This is a genomic window from Rummeliibacillus sp. TYF005 (genome assembly GCF_003844195.1).
Classification (GTDB): domain Bacteria; phylum Bacillota; class Bacilli; order Bacillales_A; family Planococcaceae; genus Rummeliibacillus.
On record NZ_ML122562.1, the window covers coordinates 39,410 to 58,803 of the forward strand.

At 32.2% G+C, this 19,394-nt stretch carries 24 protein-coding genes and 1 other annotated feature; of the genes, 5 read left to right on the forward strand and 19 right to left on the reverse strand.

What is annotated here, in order from left to right; translation table 11 throughout:
- The first annotated feature begins 2 nt into the window (after positions 1–2).
- Positions 3–755, forward strand: coding sequence for a DUF1129 family protein (locus CW357_RS11415; RefSeq protein WP_124218113.1), 753 nt, complete (start codon positions 3–5; stop codon positions 753–755).
- Between the two features lie 79 nt (positions 756–834).
- Here CW357_RS11415 and CW357_RS11420 read toward each other — a convergent pair whose 3' ends face one another.
- The 9 genes from CW357_RS11420 to CW357_RS11460 form a co-directional block, all read right to left on the reverse strand.
- Positions 835–1,875, reverse strand: a complete 1,041-nt coding sequence (locus CW357_RS11420) for a DUF1835 domain-containing protein (protein WP_164489591.1) — start codon at positions 1,873–1,875, stop codon at positions 835–837.
- 154 nt (positions 1,876–2,029) lie between these two features.
- Positions 2,030–2,482, reverse strand: a complete 453-nt coding sequence (locus tag CW357_RS11425; RefSeq protein ID WP_124218115.1) for a GNAT family N-acetyltransferase — start codon at positions 2,480–2,482, stop codon at positions 2,030–2,032.
- A gap of 168 nt (positions 2,483–2,650) precedes the next feature.
- Positions 2,651–2,875, reverse strand: a complete 225-nt coding sequence (locus CW357_RS11430; RefSeq protein WP_119416539.1) for a helix-turn-helix domain-containing protein — start codon at positions 2,873–2,875, stop codon at positions 2,651–2,653.
- A 12-nt stretch (positions 2,876–2,887) separates the two neighbouring features.
- The gene (locus tag CW357_RS11435) at positions 2,888–3,421 is read right to left on the reverse strand and encodes a DUF2975 domain-containing protein (RefSeq protein ID WP_124218116.1); all 534 of its coding nucleotides are present in this window, start codon (positions 3,419–3,421) and stop codon (positions 2,888–2,890) included.
- 241 nt (positions 3,422–3,662) lie between these two features.
- A complete protein-coding gene (locus CW357_RS11440; protein WP_124218117.1) occupies positions 3,663–3,929 on the reverse strand; it encodes a hypothetical protein in 267 nt (88 codons plus the stop codon).
- 200 nt (positions 3,930–4,129) lie between these two features.
- Positions 4,130–4,978 (reverse strand): alpha/beta fold hydrolase, encoded by an 849-nt coding sequence (locus CW357_RS11445; protein ID WP_119416542.1) that lies wholly within the window; start codon positions 4,976–4,978, stop codon positions 4,130–4,132.
- 168 nt (positions 4,979–5,146) lie between these two features.
- Positions 5,147–6,373, reverse strand: coding sequence for an MFS transporter (locus CW357_RS11450; protein WP_124218118.1), 1,227 nt, complete (start codon positions 6,371–6,373; stop codon positions 5,147–5,149).
- A gap of 61 nt (positions 6,374–6,434) precedes the next feature.
- Positions 6,435–6,698, reverse strand: a binding site (T-box leader).
- A 69-nt stretch (positions 6,699–6,767) separates the two neighbouring features.
- On the reverse strand, positions 6,768–8,039 hold the full coding sequence (locus tag CW357_RS11455; protein ID WP_124218119.1) for an MFS transporter: 1,272 nt from the start codon (positions 8,037–8,039) through the stop codon (positions 6,768–6,770).
- Between the two features lie 8 nt (positions 8,040–8,047).
- Entirely contained in the window at positions 8,048–8,638 is a 591-nt protein-coding gene (locus CW357_RS11460; RefSeq protein ID WP_124218120.1) for a winged helix-turn-helix domain-containing protein, read from the reverse strand.
- A gap of 660 nt (positions 8,639–9,298) precedes the next feature.
- Here CW357_RS11460 and CW357_RS11465 point away from each other — a divergent pair.
- Both CW357_RS11465 and CW357_RS11470 read left to right on the forward strand, forming a co-directional pair.
- Positions 9,299–9,643 carry a hypothetical protein gene (locus CW357_RS11465; RefSeq protein WP_124218121.1) on the forward strand — a complete coding sequence of 115 codons (345 nt, stop codon included), beginning with the start codon at positions 9,299–9,301 and terminating at the stop codon, positions 9,641–9,643.
- A 66-nt stretch (positions 9,644–9,709) separates the two neighbouring features.
- The gene (locus CW357_RS11470) at positions 9,710–10,702 is read left to right on the forward strand and encodes a ketoacyl-ACP synthase III (RefSeq protein ID WP_164489592.1); all 993 of its coding nucleotides are present in this window, start codon (positions 9,710–9,712) and stop codon (positions 10,700–10,702) included.
- Positions 10,703–10,868: 166 nt separating this feature from the next.
- Here the strand turns inward: CW357_RS11470 and CW357_RS11475 are convergent, their stop codons facing one another.
- The 4 genes from CW357_RS11475 to CW357_RS11490 all read right to left on the reverse strand — a co-directional run bounded on the left by CW357_RS11475 (position 10,869) and on the right by CW357_RS11490 (position 13,476).
- Entirely contained in the window at positions 10,869–11,273 is a 405-nt protein-coding gene (locus CW357_RS11475) for a VOC family protein (RefSeq protein ID WP_124218122.1), read from the reverse strand.
- A gap of 33 nt (positions 11,274–11,306) precedes the next feature.
- On the reverse strand, positions 11,307–11,744 hold the full coding sequence (locus CW357_RS11480) for a GNAT family N-acetyltransferase (RefSeq protein WP_124218123.1): 438 nt from the start codon (positions 11,742–11,744) through the stop codon (positions 11,307–11,309).
- A gap of 8 nt (positions 11,745–11,752) precedes the next feature.
- Complete coding sequence (locus CW357_RS11485; RefSeq protein WP_124218124.1) at positions 11,753–12,238, reverse strand: PaaI family thioesterase; 486 nt, start codon at positions 12,236–12,238, stop codon at positions 11,753–11,755.
- A 116-nt stretch (positions 12,239–12,354) separates the two neighbouring features.
- Entirely contained in the window at positions 12,355–13,476 is a 1,122-nt protein-coding gene (locus tag CW357_RS11490; RefSeq protein ID WP_124218125.1) for a hypothetical protein, read from the reverse strand.
- Positions 13,477–13,690: 214 nt separating this feature from the next.
- Between CW357_RS11490 and CW357_RS11495 the strand changes: the two genes are divergently transcribed.
- Both CW357_RS11495 and CW357_RS11500 read left to right on the forward strand, forming a co-directional pair.
- The gene (locus CW357_RS11495) at positions 13,691–14,503 is read left to right on the forward strand and encodes a nuclease domain-containing protein (protein WP_124218126.1); all 813 of its coding nucleotides are present in this window, start codon (positions 13,691–13,693) and stop codon (positions 14,501–14,503) included.
- The gene (locus CW357_RS11500; RefSeq protein ID WP_124218127.1) at positions 14,490–15,068 is read left to right on the forward strand and encodes a hypothetical protein; all 579 of its coding nucleotides are present in this window, start codon (positions 14,490–14,492) and stop codon (positions 15,066–15,068) included. The genes CW357_RS11495 and CW357_RS11500 overlap by 14 nt, the downstream gene beginning before the upstream one ends.
- A gap of 182 nt (positions 15,069–15,250) precedes the next feature.
- Here the strand turns inward: CW357_RS11500 and CW357_RS18280 are convergent, their stop codons facing one another.
- The 6 genes from CW357_RS18280 to CW357_RS11520 all read right to left on the reverse strand — a co-directional run bounded on the left by CW357_RS18280 (position 15,251) and on the right by CW357_RS11520 (position 19,104).
- On the reverse strand, positions 15,251–15,412 hold the full coding sequence (locus tag CW357_RS18280; protein WP_164489593.1) for a hypothetical protein: 162 nt from the start codon (positions 15,410–15,412) through the stop codon (positions 15,251–15,253).
- 130 nt (positions 15,413–15,542) lie between these two features.
- Positions 15,543–16,001 (reverse strand): VOC family protein, encoded by a 459-nt coding sequence (locus CW357_RS11505; protein WP_124218128.1) that lies wholly within the window; start codon positions 15,999–16,001, stop codon positions 15,543–15,545.
- Between the two features lie 395 nt (positions 16,002–16,396).
- A complete protein-coding gene (locus tag CW357_RS11510) occupies positions 16,397–16,957 on the reverse strand; it encodes a hypothetical protein (protein WP_124218129.1) in 561 nt (186 codons plus the stop codon).
- 533 nt (positions 16,958–17,490) lie between these two features.
- Positions 17,491–17,574: a putative holin-like toxin gene (locus CW357_RS18895; RefSeq protein ID WP_369973813.1), complete on the reverse strand. Its 84-nt coding sequence runs from the start codon at positions 17,572–17,574 to the stop codon at positions 17,491–17,493.
- A gap of 595 nt (positions 17,575–18,169) precedes the next feature.
- On the reverse strand, positions 18,170–18,511 hold the full coding sequence (locus CW357_RS11515) for a hypothetical protein (protein ID WP_124218130.1): 342 nt from the start codon (positions 18,509–18,511) through the stop codon (positions 18,170–18,172).
- A 293-nt stretch (positions 18,512–18,804) separates the two neighbouring features.
- Entirely contained in the window at positions 18,805–19,104 is a 300-nt protein-coding gene (locus tag CW357_RS11520; RefSeq protein WP_124218131.1) for a hypothetical protein, read from the reverse strand.
- Positions 19,105–19,394: the final 290 nt, after the last annotated feature.

Here is a 19,394-nt window from a genome sequence, read left to right on the forward strand (position 1 = left end):
AGATGTTATCAAAACAAGCAAATCAATTTATCATTGAACTGAAAATGTACTTGATGTCAAAAGGAAAAAACGATCAAGAGATTAAAGAAGTGATAGATGAACTAAGTGACCATCTACTTCAAGCAGAGGCAGCAGGGAAAAATATTAAAGACATTATTGGATCTTCTCCACGTGCATATATGAAAAGTATTGGTCAGGAAATGGGATTTGATATAAAACAGTTTCTAATTTTAACGCCAATGACTGCTTTATTAATAATTGCATACGTTTGTTTTTCTCCCGCAATTTCTGGTGAGTTCTCACTATCTAAAATAGGTGTGTACGGAGCCATTGGTGGGAGTGTTCTTTCGCTAATTCTATATGGATTTTTATTGGTCAGAGTGTTGCCAAAAATGATCTATTCAAAATGGTTTTACTTTACTATTGCAATAGCTTATCTGTTTTTAACGGGCTTTTTCGTTCTTGTATACTTATTTGATAAAGAGCCATTTTTTATAGCCACTCCATTACAAAATAATTTAATCTTATTAGGATGCATCCTTACTTTTATTATTTGGTCGGTGTACTCAAAAACTTGGATATCAATTCTTATTCCATTTTTCATGTCATTTGGACCAATAGCTGAGCGATTCATTCCCGAAGATATAAACAAAGATCCATTTTATATTACGCTAGCCATTATATTTAGTGTTCTTTTTCTAATAGTGCTATTTTATTTTATGTTCAGAAATGGAAAAAAGAGTTCTGCTTCATAAGACAGTCATTATGATGAAACCTCCATCCTTGAAATGGAGGTTTTGTATTGATTCGTAAATAAGAATCCCTAGCATATGATTATCGAACTTTAATACTGTAATATCGCATTGCCTTTGTAACACCTTCTATGTCAAATATGCCATCGGCGACTAAACGTTTGATGCGATATTCTATAAATTCATCGCCAACATATTGATCTAAATGACCGATTACTTCACCGATTATTCTAGCTGATTTTATAAATTCGTTTTGTTTATTCTTCTTATGGAACTTCTTAACTGTATTGATGATATACTCGTCGTAAAACGTTTCAGGAACACTAATGATTTTATTATTTTCCCAAATTCTTAAAACTTCTTTATCCTGACATAGCTGTTCCCATTGCTGTTCAAATACTTTACGTTCGGTTTGCGTTAGTGCATGATCATTTTTTTCATTTTCATAGATTTGTTTTAACTGTTCAAATGAGAGTTCCCCCATATGTTGTGGCGTAAAGTCACTTTCAGTTGTATCAAGTTTAGTTTTATTTGCTTCGTTTGTATTAATGATCAAGATATCGTTCGTTTTTTCTTTTAATAAATATAGAACTAGTCTTAAACCTGTTTGCTCGTGTGCATTTTCTCCAGCCCAAATAATAATAGGTTGGTGACTTGAAATTTGTTCAATTTCTAAAATAGTCTGCATAAACTTAGCTAGATAGTTGGTGAGCACATCACCTTCACTATTTAAATGTGTTCGTAACCATTCATGCCTATTAACAATACCTTGTAATTCATGTACTTTCCAAACAGGACCTATTGAAAATAAATCTGAAAAAGTGATGATTTTTTCTTTTTGATTGATTCCTAACTCTTTTAAAACCAATTTCAAGCTACCAGTTGGTGCATCGCCAAATACGATATGAGTAGTATCAAATTGTGTGTGTTTTTCGCCCATTGCATGATTTTCCCGGTCTTCTAACAGGTCGTTATATGTATTTTTTATATCTAAGAAGAATTGCTGTTCTGAATAATCTTTTCGATTTTCAACAGCTTGCATACGGAAAAAGAATTGAAATAATAAGGATTTCAATTCTTTTTCATCTAAATTATTTATCGTGTCTTTCATCTCATTAAACAATTTGCCAACCCCTTTTCAGGAAATCCTACCATGAAGTACACTAACATCTAGTGGATAAACAGTTATCTTAACTTTTTTCCTATCTTAGATTTCCCATAACCTCCACAACCCTTATATGTATTACATTTATCTTTATTCATTCGTATTAGCTGTTTTATTTTGGAAGAAAATATTCCATATAAATATCATTTTCTTTAAAGCCAATTTTCTTATATAAAGGCTTACCCATTTCCGAAGAAATTAAAAATATGTGTTGAACCTCTCTACTTTGAGCTTCTTTTAATGTTTCATTTACTAATTGCTTAGCGATTCCTTTACCTCTATAATCCGGATGTGTATACATATTCAAAATATAGCCTCTAATACCTGTTGGGTTAAAATAGCTTGGTGGAAATGAAATAAATTGAATAGCTCCTGTTGCAATAACTTTATTATCCTCTTCTACTAGCCATTGTACATATTGATGTGATGTAAGCTGGTTTTCAAAAAAGGTATTTAATTCTTCATCAATGTTAGAAGAAACTATTTGTCCTTCCTCAATCAATAATTGCTTACGTAAATCGATGATCCATTCTAAATCATCTAATGTCGCCAATCGAAAATTCATCTTATTCACCTTCCCTGGTATACGATAGATTCTTTTATTATATAACAATATTTACTTTAATTGTAAGTAAAATAAAGCTAAACAGTTGAAAAGGTTCCCAAACCATGGTTTAGAAACCTTTAACTTAGACTGTTTAATCTATAAACCTACCCATTCTCTTTGAACTAATTACACTTCTTCGCTATACTCCGTTTTCTCATCATATTCAAGTATGTCACCAGGTTGGCAATGTAATGTCCGACAGATTTTTTCTAATGTGTCAAAGCGTATACCACGTGCTTTACCTGTTTTGAGTATCGATAAATTTGCTTGGGTAATTCCGATTTTTTCTGCTAATACTTTTGAGGAAACTTTTCTTTCTAACATGACTCGATCTAGATTAACTTTTATCATAGCAACTCCCACTTATATCACGTTGTTCGAATCGTCTTGCAAAGATATACCGTATTTAAATACGACATAAAGCGTATACACAATGGCTAATAAAAGAATGTTCCCAACTAGGTCTGAAGCAGAATTAGAAAAAACATTACTGACATTGTACGCGTGTAGTTTTGCAAAGAACACCTGGCTTATAAACTGTAAAATGGTAATGCTAGTAATTGAGATTAGAATTAGTTTGAGGTACGTAAGGTTTTGGGGTACAAAGAAGTTTTGTTTATAAATATTACCAATCATTTTGCGTAGCGCGTGCATAATGATAAACAAACAAGCAATGATTAAAAATGCAACTAAGCTAGAAAGTACTAAAACCATTGTTATGTTTACATTTGTGTTTAAATCTAGATACTGTAATAATTGATTTTTGACATCGTTCGGTACAAACAACAAAGCTACAGTTGCAAATAGTAGCACTATTCCAGCAAATGCAAAGACAGCTTGAAGAAACACAGTTACAATTGACAAACATTTTAAAACAATCTTAGTAAAAAGATTCACCAGTTATCGCCTCCTTCACTTGCTTACAATAATTTACTTTATTATTATAAAACAACAGACTGTTATTGTAAAACGATAAATGATTATTGTGAAACAATAATAAGAACGCGTAAATATGGTTAAGATCACGCATAGTACTCATTTGAATAAAAAATTTTCAAAGGCTAAAGAAACTTTGAGCCATTTCTTATCTCAAAAATCTTTTTAGCGCATTAAAATGATTACCTCTTTCATATTCAATTTAAAAATTAAGTAAAACATAGTAATTTGCAAATATATAAGCAATATTTAACCCTATGGCAGTGATTGATTTGATGAAAGATTCTTTTAACACAATTGCGCCTATTCCTAAAAGAACTCCACAAAATGTAACCATTGGCGGTAAAAAGAAGATACCAATACTTAAAGTTTGAAAAATAATACCATCAAAATAGGCAGCTAAAAAGCTAATTATACTAAATGTTACATTGAAGACTACACATAAAAATGACAATTTATATACTGGCAATGGAGTTCCCCCTTGTAACTAAAATGTTATAAGAAGCACTTTCAAAAGTTACAAGCCTATTAAATAGTTGAACAGCTATAGAAAGCACTACTTTTTCCATCCTTTTATTTGAGATTTCAATAATTCTCAGAGCATAATTGTATATACTCAACTATCGTTTATTGGCGTAAAAAATCTGGAACAGCCTACTTGGAGACCTCTTATATACTATGCTTTCTAGTAGTCCCTTTTACAAAGTCCTTAAATTTTTCTTCTTCTTCAACAAATGGATGGTGATTGGATTGTTCAAAGACAGTTAACTTAGATGTGGGAATTCGATTTGCAATTTCGTAACTAAATTCAATCGGACATTGCGCGTCATATTTTCCGCCAAATACATATGTATCAATATTTATAGATGGGAGCTGATTTCGAATATCAAATGATTTTACTGCGACTTTTCTAAAATAGTCTAAAGCGCGACCTATTGTACGACCGCTATTTGGGAGTGTTTGGGCATATTTTAATTTTTCTTCATTTTTAAACGACATCATCCCCCACTCAAATGACAATTTCCTTCGTTCTTCTTGTACTGTATTTGAATTATTTAGTGCCTCCATAATTTCAATTATTCGATTGAAGTTTTTGTTTTCCTTACAGTAAATACTCTTAGCATGACTCGCGTATGCTTTACTTGCTGCACTGCAACCACATATCAATTTCGTTAAAGACTGTTTTTTTGAAGCAGCGTATTGTAAAGCAAGCATGCCACCTGTTGAATGTCCAGCAAAAGCCCATTTAGGAATATGTAAAGCTTCACGAATCGCTTCCAAATCTAAAATAATTTCTTCTAATTTCATTTGATCATCTACTTCAATAGTTGGAGAATTGCCTGCTCCTCTGACATTGATTAAAAATACTTGGTAATGCTCTGTAAATGGATTAGCAAACCAATTGCCTTTCTCATTAAAAGCCATATAAAAATGTGTAATAGCAAGTGGCTCTCCGTTTCCCTTCACAAAATATTCGAAAGCCCCTCTTGGTGTTTCTATTATCTTTTGTTTCCACATAGAAGACACATCCTTTTTATTGTAAATATAGTGTTGCTATATCCGCATTCTTATTTAAAAATTCGACAATCGTATATGAATACCTTTAAATAATGCGATTAAGGCTAAATGGTTAGATGCTACCCAAAAAAGGCTCGCCAATCACTTAATCGGTCAAGCCTTTTCTGATTAACTGTTTAAAGAAGAAGCAGCTTTTTTAAAGAATTCCCTCCGTTTTACACCGGATACAACTTTCAATGCCAATAACCCTAATAAAAAGAAAGCAAATGATCCGACTAACCCCACTGGACGGATTGAAGTTAGTTCAGCTGCTAAACCGATTAAAACTGTTACAGCCACGATAAAACCTGCTTCCATGACACTAAAGAGACTTTCGAATCTTCCCATCATCCTTACAGGAACATGATTTTGGTAGAAAGTCAAATACCCTGTATTCGCAAACGTTACAGCAAACCCTATTAAAAATATGCCAGGCGCTGCACTATAAAAGCCGCTCGAACTATAAAATACTAGATAATCGATGGAGGTGAAAATGGTCCCAACGCCTATTAAAAAATGAACCGCAAGTTGCTTTGAAAATATGGAATTAATCATTGACCCAATAATTATGCCAGCTCCAAAAACACTTAGTAAAAACCCATAATTAGTATCTGATATTGATAGAACACCTTTCGCAAATGCTGCCTCGACAGAATCTATTGCAGTCATGAATATCGTAATTCCACTAAACAATAAATAGATCTTTGTCACAAAGGCATTGCCCTTACTAAAATTAACAACAACCCGAAAATCGCTTTTTATCAAATCCCATGTAAACCTTTCCCCCTCTATCTCTTTAACACTCTCATCAACATTAGGCAGCAGCCTTATAATCAGTGCCGAAAAAAACAAAGCCACTGCATTCACATAGATGGCAGTATAAGGAGTCCCCATCCAAAATAACATCCCAGCAATTGCCGGACCTAGTAGTGAACCACAAGAATTGATAAAACTACGTAGTGCATTAAACCGTTGCCGATCTGCTTCAGGTATTAGTTTCGTCATATACACCATAGATGTAGGTTGAAAAATCGCACTTGCTATATTAATGACAAACGCTAGTATATAAACATAAATAAGCGAAGGCAAAAATGGAATAATGGCAATACATATTGCTCGAAATACGTCTATTCCCATCATCAGTCGCCGTGTATTTAACCGATCGATGAAACTACCTGCCCAAGCATTCGAACATATAGTTGCAATTGGACCAAGTATATATAACAAAGCAATCGCAAGTGGAGACGCTGTTTTATTTAATATGATTAAATTGAGGGCGATTAGGTAAACCCAAGCACCCACATTTGAAATGCCTATTCCCCCTAATAAGATTAAAGGATACTTCCATCTGAACATAACACCACTCCCTTTTTATTTTTTTAAAACAAAATAAAAAACTCACCCCCAAGATCGTAATCTTGAGGGCGAGTCATGTCGCGGTGCCACCCCAGTTCGTTTCTACATTGCTACAGAAACCTTATCGAGTACGGCTATGCATTTAAATTGCATGCGATACTCTATCTCTTTAACGTGAGAACACGTTGCATCATCATTGTTCCAACAAACAAATCCTATGCACAGCTCCAAGACTTGTTTCAACACACTTCCCATCCCTCTTTTTCAGCTACCAGAGGTCTCTGTAGATAATCCGCATGTTTACTCTTCTTTTCATCGCTTTTTATATAGTTTTTTTGTAATATTATCCTATTTCGAACAAACATTCAATACTAAAATTTTAAAATCTCATTCCTTAATCCATAATCATTTTTGATTTAAAAATATATAGAATTGAAATCATCAAAATTAAAATTCCACAGAATAACATTAGAACCGAAATTGAAAGGTTTATGAATAGTGATAATGAAACGAATGCATAAGATAATGGAACAAGACCGTTGGATGAAGCATTGACAATACTCATCACACGTCCTATTTTATCTTCGTGGCTTTTCTCTTGAATTGATGATATTAATAACACATTAATTACTGAGGAAAAAATCCCCATTAACAACAATAGAATTACGCCTTGCCATACAGTGTTTATCTGACCTAAGGTAGCTAGTGCTACTCCAATAAGGCTAATCAGAATAAGTATGATTAACCCTTTTCTTTTCGTGAGGTTTAATAATCCAATTACTAAAGCACCCAACAACATTCCAATTTCATAGGATCCTTGAAGAATACTAAGATCTATTGCTTCTCCTAGGAGAACATTATTTACTAAAAGAGGTATGCCAATCGTCAAAGGACCAAAAAAGAAAAAGTTAATAATTATTAAAATAATAATCATATTTTTCAAAAATGGCATGTTCCAAACATATTTAAAGCCTTCTTTTAACTCTAATTTAGTCGAATTTTTTTGATTATTATGTATTTCTTGTTGTTCTTCTCTAATAAACGATGAAAATATAAATGTGATAACTAGGAAAATGGCTACTATCAAAAATAGAATGTTGAAAGAAGCACCAAAAGTTAAAATAAGCCCGCCTATCATAGGACCAGAAAACATTGCGATTTGGTTAGAACTTTGAATGAACGAATTAGCTCTTGTAAGTAAATTCTTTGATACTACTATTGGTAACAAAGAAGAATTAGCTGGAGAAAAGAAAGCATCAACACACCCAAAGAATACAGCAAAACAAATTAAAGGCCATATTTGTAGCCAGTTTAATTGCAAAAACAATATCATCATAAGAACTAAAACACATCTTGCTAAACTTGAAAATAACATAATCCTCGAACGTTTTATTCGATCTGCCCATACTCCACCAATTGTCATTAATAATATTCTAGGAATCATTGTAACCATCAACACAATTCCTAATACAGCCTCTTGCTTTAGAACCCTTATGATGTACCATTGTTCTGCAAAAAGATAAGTTGAAAGAGCAAGAAATGAGAAAGTACTTGAAAGCCACAAAAACAGAAAAGACCTATTAAGAAGAATACATTCTTTAGGAATTACAGTTTCTTTAGGATTTATTAAAGTTTTTTTGCATGATGATACCCCTTTATTTTCCATACTCCCCCCTACGTTCTTCCATAAAACTTAGACTCATCAATTTTAAAAGCAGTAACCATGACATAATAATTATTTTTTTCCTTTTCTTCTGCCTTCTCGTTTGTTACAAGTTCATCGATCAATTCTCTATATTTCTTTGTGAATTCTAAGAACTTTTCCTTACTCACTAATACTTCACTTTGTAACGATAAACTATCCCATTCTTCAACTGCTGAAGAATTGAATTCAAATGATGAATCAGGTGCTGTTAAAACCCTGGTTTTAGCTCGATTTAATACTTCTAAATAGGATTGTCTAGTAGCTTCTTGAGATTCCACAAAGTTTAATAGATGATCTGCTGGGATGAAGCCTCTTGCAACTGCTTGGTAATATTTTAGAAGGTTACCGCCTTGTTCAACTTTATCCACCAATTTTATAAACTCATATTTTTCAAGTTCACGTAAATGATACAGAACCTTAGCACGCGTTAAGTTTAATTCTTCGGCTAATTGGTGACATGTATAAGGTTTTTCTACTAAATACATGAGGATTTTTGTGCGTAAGGGATCGCTTATTGCTTTTAATTGATCGTATGTTTGGATAATTTTAATAGATTCCATTCAAATCTCCTTTTAATATCAATTATTTTAACCGGTTAATTTTATTTAACCATATACCAAAAAATGTATCAACAACAAATTTATGGACAAGCAAAAGTATTTACTCTGAGGAAATCATGGAAGTTACACCCCGAAATTGGGAAGGATTTAAGCAGTCTCCATATAATATCGAGTTGAGTGTAAATAATTCGATGGTAGTTAAGAAAACAAGTCCGAATCCTCTTGAACTATATCTTTTCCAACCTTAGATAGACAATGTAAATAAACCTCCATTCATCCCCCTTCTCTAACTCTTTTACTTCCATTTTTTTTAGCGTTTATTTTGCTAAAAAGGCGATATGTTTTCATAATAAAAAAACCTTGATATGGATGGATTAGACGTTATATAATCATATTTTCATATGACACTTTGCCTTTGAAACTACCTTTTGCACTATTTATAACTAGGTGTTAATATAACTTATATACCCTATAAATGTAAGATGTCTAGCATTTTTTAAGGAATCCATTTAAAAAAGTGAGGAGTTATATAAAGATCAGAAATTAATTCTAGTAAACAGTATTGAAAGGTAGTTCATATTATTGAAGCTGAAATAGAGTTTCAATGAAAAAGATTCGTAAAAATAAATTTACAATATTAAACGAAGGGACGTATATACCATGGAAGGTACTTACACAATGTCATTAAATCAATTAAAAAAAGAAATGAATATTAAAATCATCGGAAATTTTACTCCTGAACAAGCTAAACGATTCATGGATGATTACAATAAAAATGTAAATTCTATCAACGCAGCAGATTTCAATCTAGTACTTGATTGCTTAGAATTAGCTATTGTTACACCAGAATTAGTGCCAGCGTTAGAAGATTGTTATAAACTTTATAAATCCTCTAATTTTAATAAAGTGATTTTTGAAATTTCAAATAAACCTATTGTTAAAATGCAATTAAATCGCATTGCTAAAAAAGTAGGACTAGATAATGCTGAAATTGTAATTCGTTAAACAAATTTATCGAATTAAACGAGACATAGTAACTATGTCTCGTTTTTTAAAAAGGAGTTTTTGAAAATGACAAATATTAAAATTAGAGAAATTGAAATGTATCATCCAAAAAACAAGGTGGGAAATGAATACTATATCGAACATTTCAAAAAAGAACAAGGAGATGATTTAACACATTTCTTAGAAGATATTTGTGGTAGAAATACAAGATATATTATTGATAATGAAGAAGAAAACTCTGTAACAATGGGGATTGAAGCTGCTAAAAAAGTATTGAAAAAGGCAAATTTATCAGCAAAAGAATTAGATATGATTATTTTTGCTTCGCAAGTTCCAGAATTTGTTTTCCCTACAAATGCAGTTGCTTTACATCATGCGCTTAATGCAGGAAATCATACAGGAATCCTGGACATCAATGCGAATTGCTCAGGATTGACTACAGGATTAGACCAAGCATCTAGAAACTTATTGGCCAATCCAAATATGAAAAGAGTATTACTAGTAGGTTCTGATGCTGCTTCATTAGTTATGAACCCTCAAGATACTATTACATATCCAAACTTCGGAGATGTAGCTGTAGCTCTAATTTTGGAAAAAACAGAAGAAGAAACAGGCTTTATCGATTCTATGTATTACACAGAATCCTCCGACTTTGATAAAGTAACCTTCCCGAAAAATGGCTTATCCAAGAACCTACACGGTAGAGGAGTAGTAGATTATGTCCAATGGTTACCGTTTCCAGGAGATGTCTCTATTGAAAAAGCTACAATAATGATTGAAGAATTGATTCATCGCAATAATTTATCAACTCAAGATATTAAAGCATATTGTCTATCTCAATTCTCTATTCAAAACATTGAGTTGTTGCGTGATAATTTAGGGCTAAAAGATGAACAAATGGTCTATGTAGGAGATAAATACGGTTATACGGGTACTACAAGTCCATTGCTTGCCATGTATGAAGGAATTCAAGATGGTCGAATTAAACGTGGAGATACTGTTTTATTCTGGACAGTTGGAATCGGTTGGCAATTAATTGCTGTATTATTTAAATACTGATTTATTCAAAGACAGAGAAGCTGATTCTCTGTCTTTTTTGCATAATTGCCCCCCTATTTCTAAGCTATAATTCTATTTCACTTTATCGTAGGACTTGTTTTTGCGTCATTTGGTGACGTTTTTACCGTGTGATATGTATAAAATATTCCCATCTAATAAGTAAGTTCTAAATTCCTTGATTATTACGTAGTTCAATAATCGTTCCTTCTGGCGCTATTAATTTACACAGGTAACCATTTTCAACATGGTAAATAATTTTTTCATTTTTTCTTATAAAATTGCATTTCATTCTTTGTAAACGTTCAACTTCAAATTCTAGGTCTTCTACCCAAATACAAAAATGAACAAGACCTTCACTGTTTGAATTGACTTGTGTTAATATTTCATGTTGTTTGCCTGTCTGAAGTTCTATATAAAAAGCACCAAGCTTTAACCAAGTATTAAAATCACGCCCATTAAAATTAGGAGATTCTTGAACAATCTCAAACCCCAGACCTTTTGTATAAAATTCAATTGTTTCTAAATATGAATTTGTCTGTATACATAGATGATGTACGTAACTATTTTTCATTACCTTACTCCCCCTATTCTTCTTTCTCTCCAATTATATTTGTAAACTCATAGCAACTGTTCGGATGTTAAATCCTAATTTTTCATAAAGTTTAATCGCTTGATTTTCTGCGTACGCACTAAGACGAACTTCATTGTAACCATCTTGTTTTAAATGGTCTATTGCCGTTTTCATTAATTTCTTAGATACTCCATTCCCTCTAAATTCTTTTATAACAAATAGTTCATAAATAAAACCATATGCTTTATCAGTAAATTGGTCTTTACTTGCACCTATAAGAATCCAGCCTATTAATTTATCATTCTCTGTTGCAATTAAATAATAGCTACCTTTTTCTAATAATGGTTCGATTAGACTTTTGATTTTTTCAATCGTAGGTGTTACTTCTCCCAATGTCCCATCAAATAAAGCTTGTGGAGAAAGTGAAATAACTTCTTGTAATTCAGCGTTATTTGGTTTTCTAATATCCACCACTAGAATCATTCCTTCCTAAATGTCTTTGGCATTAAAACAACTACGACTTCCCCAGTAACAACAAGGTCGTCTCCTGCAAATACTTCCGTGTAGACTTTATATTTTTTTGGATGGATTTCTTCTACTGTTCCAATCGCTTTTAGTGGTTCTCCAATAGGTGTTGGATGTTCGAAATCGACTTTTAGAGATTTTGTCACAAATCTTGGTGGGTTAACCCCATCTCCGACTTTATGTCCATTCTTTCGGTGTAGATATAAAGAGGCTGATCCAGCTCCATGACAGTCAATAAATGACGCTAATAATCCCCCGTATACAAAGCCAGGTATTCCTCCTGTATGCTCTGGGCGTGGTGTATAAATCGTTATCGTTTTTTCACCAAACCAACCTGTTCGAAGATGGTATCCATCCTGATTTAACCTACCGCACCCATAACACCAAGAAAACTCATCAGGGTAATCATCTTGAATCGCTCTCATCACTTTTTCCTCCATCTAAACCCCCCTATCTTTACTATTAGTTAAAAGCATTCTGTTACACGAAATTCATACTTATCTTTACTATATCCGCCTATAATTAAATACATATTATTCCACTTAATTAGAATTATTTATTTTACAATAGCAAGTAACTTAAAAGTTCTCTCATCAAATTCAAACCCTACTTTAAATTCCCCAACTTCAAAAGTAGCTTTTTCTTTTCCTGTAAATAATATTGACTCATTTACCGAATCTTCAATATTAGGATCTAATCCAATAATTAAGGCACGAGCAATAAGAAAAGCTTCTTCATTTGGACCATTTTCGTAATCAAAGTAGACCTCTTTTAGCTTTACTTCATCATTTACTTTAAGTGATATGCCATGATTAAAATGCCAAATTTGATCAGTTCCTTCTTCTTCAAATGAATCTGGTCGATTAAAAATGTACTGTTCAAATGATTTCATACTAGCTTCACTTGCTTTTTTAGCGTAATCATTTGCATTTAATGTTGAACTTTTATTTGTTTTATTTGGTAATTTACCTGATTTAGCATTTCCGATAGAGGTTGGTGCATTATTTCCATCTCTCTCCATACTTATAGAGTCCTCTTCTTTTCGACTTTCATCTTTCTCAGTTGGTTCATTGTACGGACTATATTTTGTAGAGACTAATTCCATTATATTTTCACCATATTTAGAACTTTTTGTTGTCATTTTGATGATTCCTATTTTAGGGGCATAGTAGATATAAGCTAGTAACCCCGATGACTTGTCTATTTTTTTTACAACAATACAGTCATTAAATTTTCCTGCTTTCGTGTATACTGTCTTATTAGTATCTTTTATTTCATATGTAGTTTCATGATCTTCCCAGAAAGATTGATTCTTGAGCTCTACCTCTACATCATTCGATATCTGATTTTCAGTAACATCATAATAATTAATTGTTGATGAACTTTTTCCATTACTATATGTGGTCTCTTCTAATATTCTTGTATTTTTGTTTTTGTTACCTACTAGATACTTTGCAACACTTATTATTGTTATCTTTGATCCATCCATATCAAAACTATTATATTGATTACGTGTTATTAAAGGAGGAAAGTATTCTGAGATATTTATATTTAATTTTTCTACTTTTGGATTGGCATTATTAGCATTTGTATTATTTTTATTCGTTTCATTGTGTTTTTCTTTACTACATACTGTTAATAGTAAAAGTAAAATACAAATAAAAATTCTCTTTTTCATTCAAAATCCCCCCATCTAATAAAAATAACAACTATGCTCTTAAAAAAAGATTTTCTAACACAACTTCTAGAAATGCACCAAAATAACCTCTTAATTTATATATCTAAATCCTATTTTCATTTTAAAAAGTATTTTTAATTAATATTTTCAATATACTTCCAATTAAAATAAATGTATAATCAAACTAAACTTTCAAACAAATCGGAGGTATTATATGTTAACCGCTGAGTTAAAAGGGAAAGTCCCATCAAAATTAGCGAATTCTGAGGATTTGTTGATGTCTTCAGTTTTTGGTAGCTTAAAGTATTTATCTTCTCCTTCTTACCTTCAAGCTATATTACAATCTAGTTTTAATACCAATGGGGCTAATTTGAAATTCAATACAGCGTTTACTGAATGTAATTTTGAATTTTGGCCTCGTTTAATAAATAGCGAGCCGGATCTTTTATTGCATTTGAAGGATGCTGAAGAGGAAGAATACATCATCTGTATAGAAGCAAAATACCTATCCGGTAAATCCAGTGAGGAGGATACTACTGTTGAAATCGATGAACGCCAAAATCATCAACGTGATCAGTTAGCTCGTGAAATTGAAGATATTCATACAGATTCTTGCTTAAATTTAATGCATGCTGATAAACGTAACATTAAGAGAACACTACTTATCTATCTAACAAATGATACAGCGTTTCCCTTTGATAGTATTAAGACAAGTACACAACATATTCAAATTAAAAATTACCCTATAACTGAGATTTTCTGGCTAACATGGAGAGGAATTTATACAATACTCAACGAAATTACTAATTATAAAACGTTTCAGGATAGGATTTTGTTAAACGATATAAAATTATTACTCGAGAAAAAAGGATTAAAAAGCTTTGATGGATTTTTGGGCAAATTTAAACAGGTCTCACCATTAAAACTTACATATTATACTTCCACAGAGAATATTTCTTGGGCAGCTTTATCAAAGGTCGAATCAATACAATGGAACTATGGAGGGACTAAAATTGGAAACAAATAAAACTTTAATTTATTCAATTAAAAATGTCATGCAACTTATAAATAATTCAATCCTGATGCTTCGAGATATGGATAAAGCATTATCCAAATACAGCTTTGAACCGATTAATGGTAATGCAATTGGTACAGAGACAAGTAAGAATATCCTTCAAACACCTAAACAAACAGCAACCTTTTTCCCTCAATATATGGCAAGGCCCTATGCATTAAAAAGCGATATAGATGAACAGCAAACAAATAAAATTTTATTCATTAACATTCAGTTTTTCCATCCAGATTACAATGAATTGACACCTACATTAATTAGTGGTGTGATTGTATCTCCAAGACCAATGACAGATATAAAAAACGAAGTAAAGAACTGGTGGCTAAAAAATATTGCTTTTGAAATTTCAAACTATGAAGACATAAAGAAAAACGGAGATATTAATGAAGTGACCGATGAAGGTAACTATAAAAATATCTTTTGGTGTAAAGATTTAACATTATTTGAAGGACAAGAGTCTATAAATGAAGAAGCTGAAAAGCTAGTCAAAGTCTTTAACAATACTTTAGTAAATGCTTAATCATTCCAAAAACTTTTAAAGAACATAGATTATCCCTAAAAGAATAACAAAATATAGTTTGCAATTAAAATAGAATCCCTCATAGCTTCATTCTACTGAGGGATTCTATTAACTACACTGCACACAGGACGGTAAGAACTCTCCCACCCTGTAGGTTTAAAACAAAACATCCCCTTATTGCATCATCCATTAATCCACCTATTATAATTAGGATCATCTTTACTAACATGGAATTTTCCCTTCTTATCAGGCTTCATTTTTAATTCATTTCTAGAAAATAACCTTAAATCAATTGAAGAAGCAATTTCTTTATTTTTTAATTGTTTAGTTAATTTAGATTTCATCTCTTTCCTCCTATAAATTTATACAATTAATACCCTTCTATTTAATTGTATAAATCCTGAATTAAATTCGTTGATAACAAATTCCTTTTTTTGTTTCAATCTTATACTACTTCTTCACAGTAAGCGTTATTTATTTCTTGTACTTCTTTTTCCATTCTACTAACGTCATCATCTTTTCGCTATCATCAAGTTCCATATCTAATGGAGTTATTAATTCTAATGAATTGCCATCCGGATCATAAAAATAAACAGCTGCATGATGTGGATTGTTTTTAAATACTAACGGCTGCATCTCCGGGGAGAAACCAAAGGAAGAACGTATTTCAATATTTACAGACTTTAGCCATTCCTTTACTCTTTCAATTTCACTCTTGTCTACTTTAAATGCTAAATGACGAATTGATGGGTGATATGGAAGGTTTACAGTTTCACTTTCCCAAAGGCCTAACCAACTTTCCCCTTTTACAATCCAAAAGAAAGCTAGTTTTTCTTCTTTTCTTGCTAATTCTAAACCAAGCTTTTCATAAAATTTAATCGATTCCTGTAAATTACTCACAGGCAAATGCGCTTCATATAATCCTCTAATCATATCAAAACTCCTTTGCTAGTTATATTTTCAATAGTAAGATAAAACTGGAAATAACAACATACAACTTTTGATTGAATAAGTTATCATTACTCTATCCCTTATACAAACAATGGATTATGGAGTGTGAGGATTGTATGCAATTGCATTACTCATCCTCCAAAAAATCATTCTAAAAAACACAAAACCCCAGTAGCTTAAATCTACTGAGGATTTGTTTAGAGTTGTATCTCGCAATCAAAATGCTGGTGTGGTTTAACTAATAGCTAGGTCCTTGTAAAAAGTGGAACCTAACTATTTTTTATTTACCTTCGCATACTATCTTTCTCGACTGACACGATTATTGATGTCTATTTTTTATTAAAGAACCCGTTAGTAAAACCAACAAATTCATTGATTCACTGCTTCTTCATTGTTAGCAATAAACCGTCTTCATCTCCATATTGGAATCGACCAATTTTCCCTTCTTCTTTTGTAGAGAAAATGACTTCACCTGTTACATTTGCCGTCTTTTCTTCCTCATCATTTTTCTGATAACCTACCGTTGCTACAAAGGTATAGAGATTGGACATTTTTTCGCCTTGCTTAATTGCGATGTCCTTAACCCTTAACTTGTATCCCGAGTGGTATGCAGTACTTTGATATGTCGTCCCAAATGCATTTAGAAAGGTGTCGAGGTAAGAATCTACAAAGTAAGGACCGTATACTTCCTTAACATATTTATCTAACTCTTTGTTCTCTTCTTTACCATTCACAACAGTCTTATATTTAGGGTTCCATACTAGATCCATAAATTCCTCATCTGGACCAGTGAACTGAAGCTCAAGAACTTTTTTAATTACCCCTAAGTTTGCGTCTTCTGCATCAGACTTAGAACAAGCAGTTATTAAAAACAATGACATGATCAACACCAAACCTAAAAACATAATCCTTTTTGTTTTGCTTAATTTTTTGAACATCACAGCACCCCTTTTTAATAGTACGCTTGTAATCAATCAATTAAAGATTCAGATTAATAGATTTTTTTATTGAACTAACCTGCTGCATTGTTTAATGTGTAAACCTTCATAATCTTATTCTTATTTTAACATATATATCCACATTAGTATAATTTAGTTTAACAGAATGCAGGGTATGGGTCACCATTCCATTTCACTATAAATTAACCTTTAAAAAAGCTATTTTTTAAACAAACTAGAGATATCCTGAAACAGGGATAAATGCTTGCTTAAAAATAACCCACTAATTGTTTTAGCATTTGGTACCGGGTATTTCATAGTTGTTTCCATGACTAGCACCATCACAATATCCACAAATATGTTTAACTTGAAAATATATCATCTCCCACGTATACTAAAACTATTAAAAGCATATATTAAAAAGACCGCCGATGTTGGTCCATCGAACGGTCAATTAGATAGTTGATTCCCTTAAGGGGATTGGCTCTACATGGTAGAAATAACCCATCACAGAGGCCTAACTCAAGGATGGGTTATTTTTTATGATTAAATGACAGAATTGCTATGACTAACGTTGCAAACGCGATTGCAAACATTAATGCTTCAAATACTGTCATGGCATCACCCCCTTTCTTAGCGGGAGTAAGCCAACCACCCTTGAGTATCAGCTATCTAATATATTATACCAAACGTTTGTTCTTATTAAAAGTTTAATATTACTATATTAAAGTACATTGCTCCATAGAAAAAGCTGTTTAAACGCTCCACTAATTGATGAATAGAAACTTGCACAATTTATTTCTAGCATACTTCCTGGACATTTCCTCTTTATGCATTTGATTGCACTTGCTTATAGAGATTCATATGAAGCTCAACCCTCTCATGATTTACTCTCTGCAAATATGAAGTTCACTTAGTTTTTACCTTCTGTAGGAATGACATCATGGATATAATATTTCTTTTACATACAAAACCCTCAGTAGCTTCATACCTACTGAGGGTTTCTTCTAATACCCGCACTCTACACTTGTGGAGTGTATCTCGCAAAAACCGGGGTGCTGGTGTGGTTTATCTAATGGCTAGGTCCCTGCAATAATGGAACCTAGCCAATTTTTTATTTATCTTCTCATAGTTTCTTTTCAACCCAAGCACACTCTAGATGAAGAAAAAAGAGACGCTTATTCAACAATTGCACACGACTATTGAGGAGTGTTATTTCATTGATCTTGCGATTTCTAACATTGCTTCTTTTGATACTCTGGAACTCATCATTAGTACATAAGTACCATCTTGGACCCAGTTAAGTAAGCCTCCAGTGATTGTGTCTCCATTTTCATCACCTTCTCCATTATACCATCCGATAAATTGCAATTTATTTCTATACAATACAAAAAGCAAAATAATAATTGCAAAGCCTACTAACCAACCGCCACTGGTATAGTCTACATTTATTCCTATACTTGCGTAAATTAAACCCACCAAACCACCTAACACAGCACCTAAAATTAAAAATATAGCCATTATACGAAATAATTCTAAGATTACTCTGATCAAAACCCCACCTCATTATAAATATTCAGTAAGCCTTCTTCTGCTAACCTGCCCCTTTACTTTAAGTCTTTCTTCTTTAACAAACTTTAATATAAAAAGAACGAATTCCACCACCTGGAATTCGTTCTTCTTCCATTTTACTAACCCAACCAAGTGACAGCTTCGCAATGCCATGTGTGCTGAGAGTGGAGTGCCAAGCACAGTCACAATTTATTTCAAAAACAACGAAACCCTTTAAATATCCAAGTTTTAGTTAAACAGATTATATTAGTATCTGACACCTTTAAATAAATTAATTATATACGTTGCATCGTATGACGTAAATCTGTGATGAAAGCATTCATCGCTTCTGTTGATGGTCCGAAAAAACCTCCACCATAGCAAAGCTTAATTGATTTTTTGACAAACGATGTGTAACGATAATCGTCACGCATACTATCATCAAAAAGTTCACGTAGCTGATGATTATTGAAGTTGCAAATAACATTCCACATTTCTAGATTTACTTCTAAAGCTTCATTATACCAACTTGCTGCAACAATATTTAATAAAAGTTGTTTATCTGTAGTTGGTTGCGAAGGAAAAATAACACTCATTTCATTACCTCATTTTCTTTTCTATGTAGTATTCAAAATCAAGACCCATTTTCATTAACGCAAGCATTAATGTCTCCGAGTTTCCAATTTCAAAATTATAAAAGTCTATCATTACACGATTTGCAACTTGAAGGAATTTGGTATTTTTCTTATCTTGTGATAAATAATCTAATACAAAACCGATGATTGCTCCTGTAGACTCATTTTTTAATTCATTTGGTATACCATTTTTCTGAAAAAATTTAAATAACTCGGTAAATTGTAAACGTTAAACTAAAATAGACAGTTAT

Coding starts and splice junctions, on each gene's coding strand:
- CW357_RS11430 (WP_119416539.1), bottom strand. CDS start 2,875: ATGATAAAAGTTAATCTAGATCGAGTCATGTTAGAAAGAAAAGTTTCC.
- CW357_RS11510 (WP_124218129.1), bottom strand. CDS start 16,957: ATGTTCAAAAAATTAAGCAAAACAAAAAGGATTATGTTTTTAGGTTTG.
- CW357_RS11455 (WP_124218119.1), bottom strand. CDS start 8,039: ATGGAAAATAAAGGGGTATCATCATGCAAAAAAACTTTAATAAATCCT.
- CW357_RS11495 (WP_124218126.1), top strand. CDS start 13,691: ATGTTAACCGCTGAGTTAAAAGGGAAAGTCCCATCAAAATTAGCGAAT.
- CW357_RS11490 (WP_124218125.1), bottom strand. CDS start 13,476: ATGAAAAAGAGAATTTTTATTTGTATTTTACTTTTACTATTAACAGTA.
- CW357_RS18895 (WP_369973813.1), bottom strand. CDS start 17,574: ATGACAGTATTTGAAGCATTAATGTTTGCAATCGCGTTTGCAACGTTA.
- CW357_RS11505 (WP_124218128.1), bottom strand. CDS start 16,001: ATGATTAGAGGATTATATGAAGCGCATTTGCCTGTGAGTAATTTACAG.
- CW357_RS11520 (WP_124218131.1), bottom strand. CDS start 19,104: ATGAGTGTTATTTTTCCTTCGCAACCAACTACAGATAAACAACTTTTA.
- CW357_RS11460 (WP_124218120.1), bottom strand. CDS start 8,638: ATGGAATCTATTAAAATTATCCAAACATACGATCAATTAAAAGCAATA.
- CW357_RS18280 (WP_164489593.1), bottom strand. CDS start 15,412: ATGAAATCTAAATTAACTAAACAATTAAAAAATAAAGAAATTGCTTCT.
- CW357_RS11425 (WP_124218115.1), bottom strand. CDS start 2,482: ATGAATTTTCGATTGGCGACATTAGATGATTTAGAATGGATCATCGAT.
- CW357_RS11450 (WP_124218118.1), bottom strand. CDS start 6,373: ATGTTCAGATGGAAGTATCCTTTAATCTTATTAGGGGGAATAGGCATT.
- CW357_RS11415 (WP_124218113.1), top strand. CDS start 3: ATGTTATCAAAACAAGCAAATCAATTTATCATTGAACTGAAAATGTAC.
- CW357_RS11465 (WP_124218121.1), top strand. CDS start 9,299: ATGGAAGGTACTTACACAATGTCATTAAATCAATTAAAAAAAGAAATG.
- CW357_RS11445 (WP_119416542.1), bottom strand. CDS start 4,978: ATGTGGAAACAAAAGATAATAGAAACACCAAGAGGGGCTTTCGAATAT.
- CW357_RS11470 (WP_164489592.1), top strand. CDS start 9,710: ATGACAAATATTAAAATTAGAGAAATTGAAATGTATCATCCAAAAAAC.
- CW357_RS11485 (WP_124218124.1), bottom strand. CDS start 12,238: ATGGAGGAAAAAGTGATGAGAGCGATTCAAGATGATTACCCTGATGAG.
- CW357_RS11475 (WP_124218122.1), bottom strand. CDS start 11,273: ATGAAAAATAGTTACGTACATCATCTATGTATACAGACAAATTCATAT.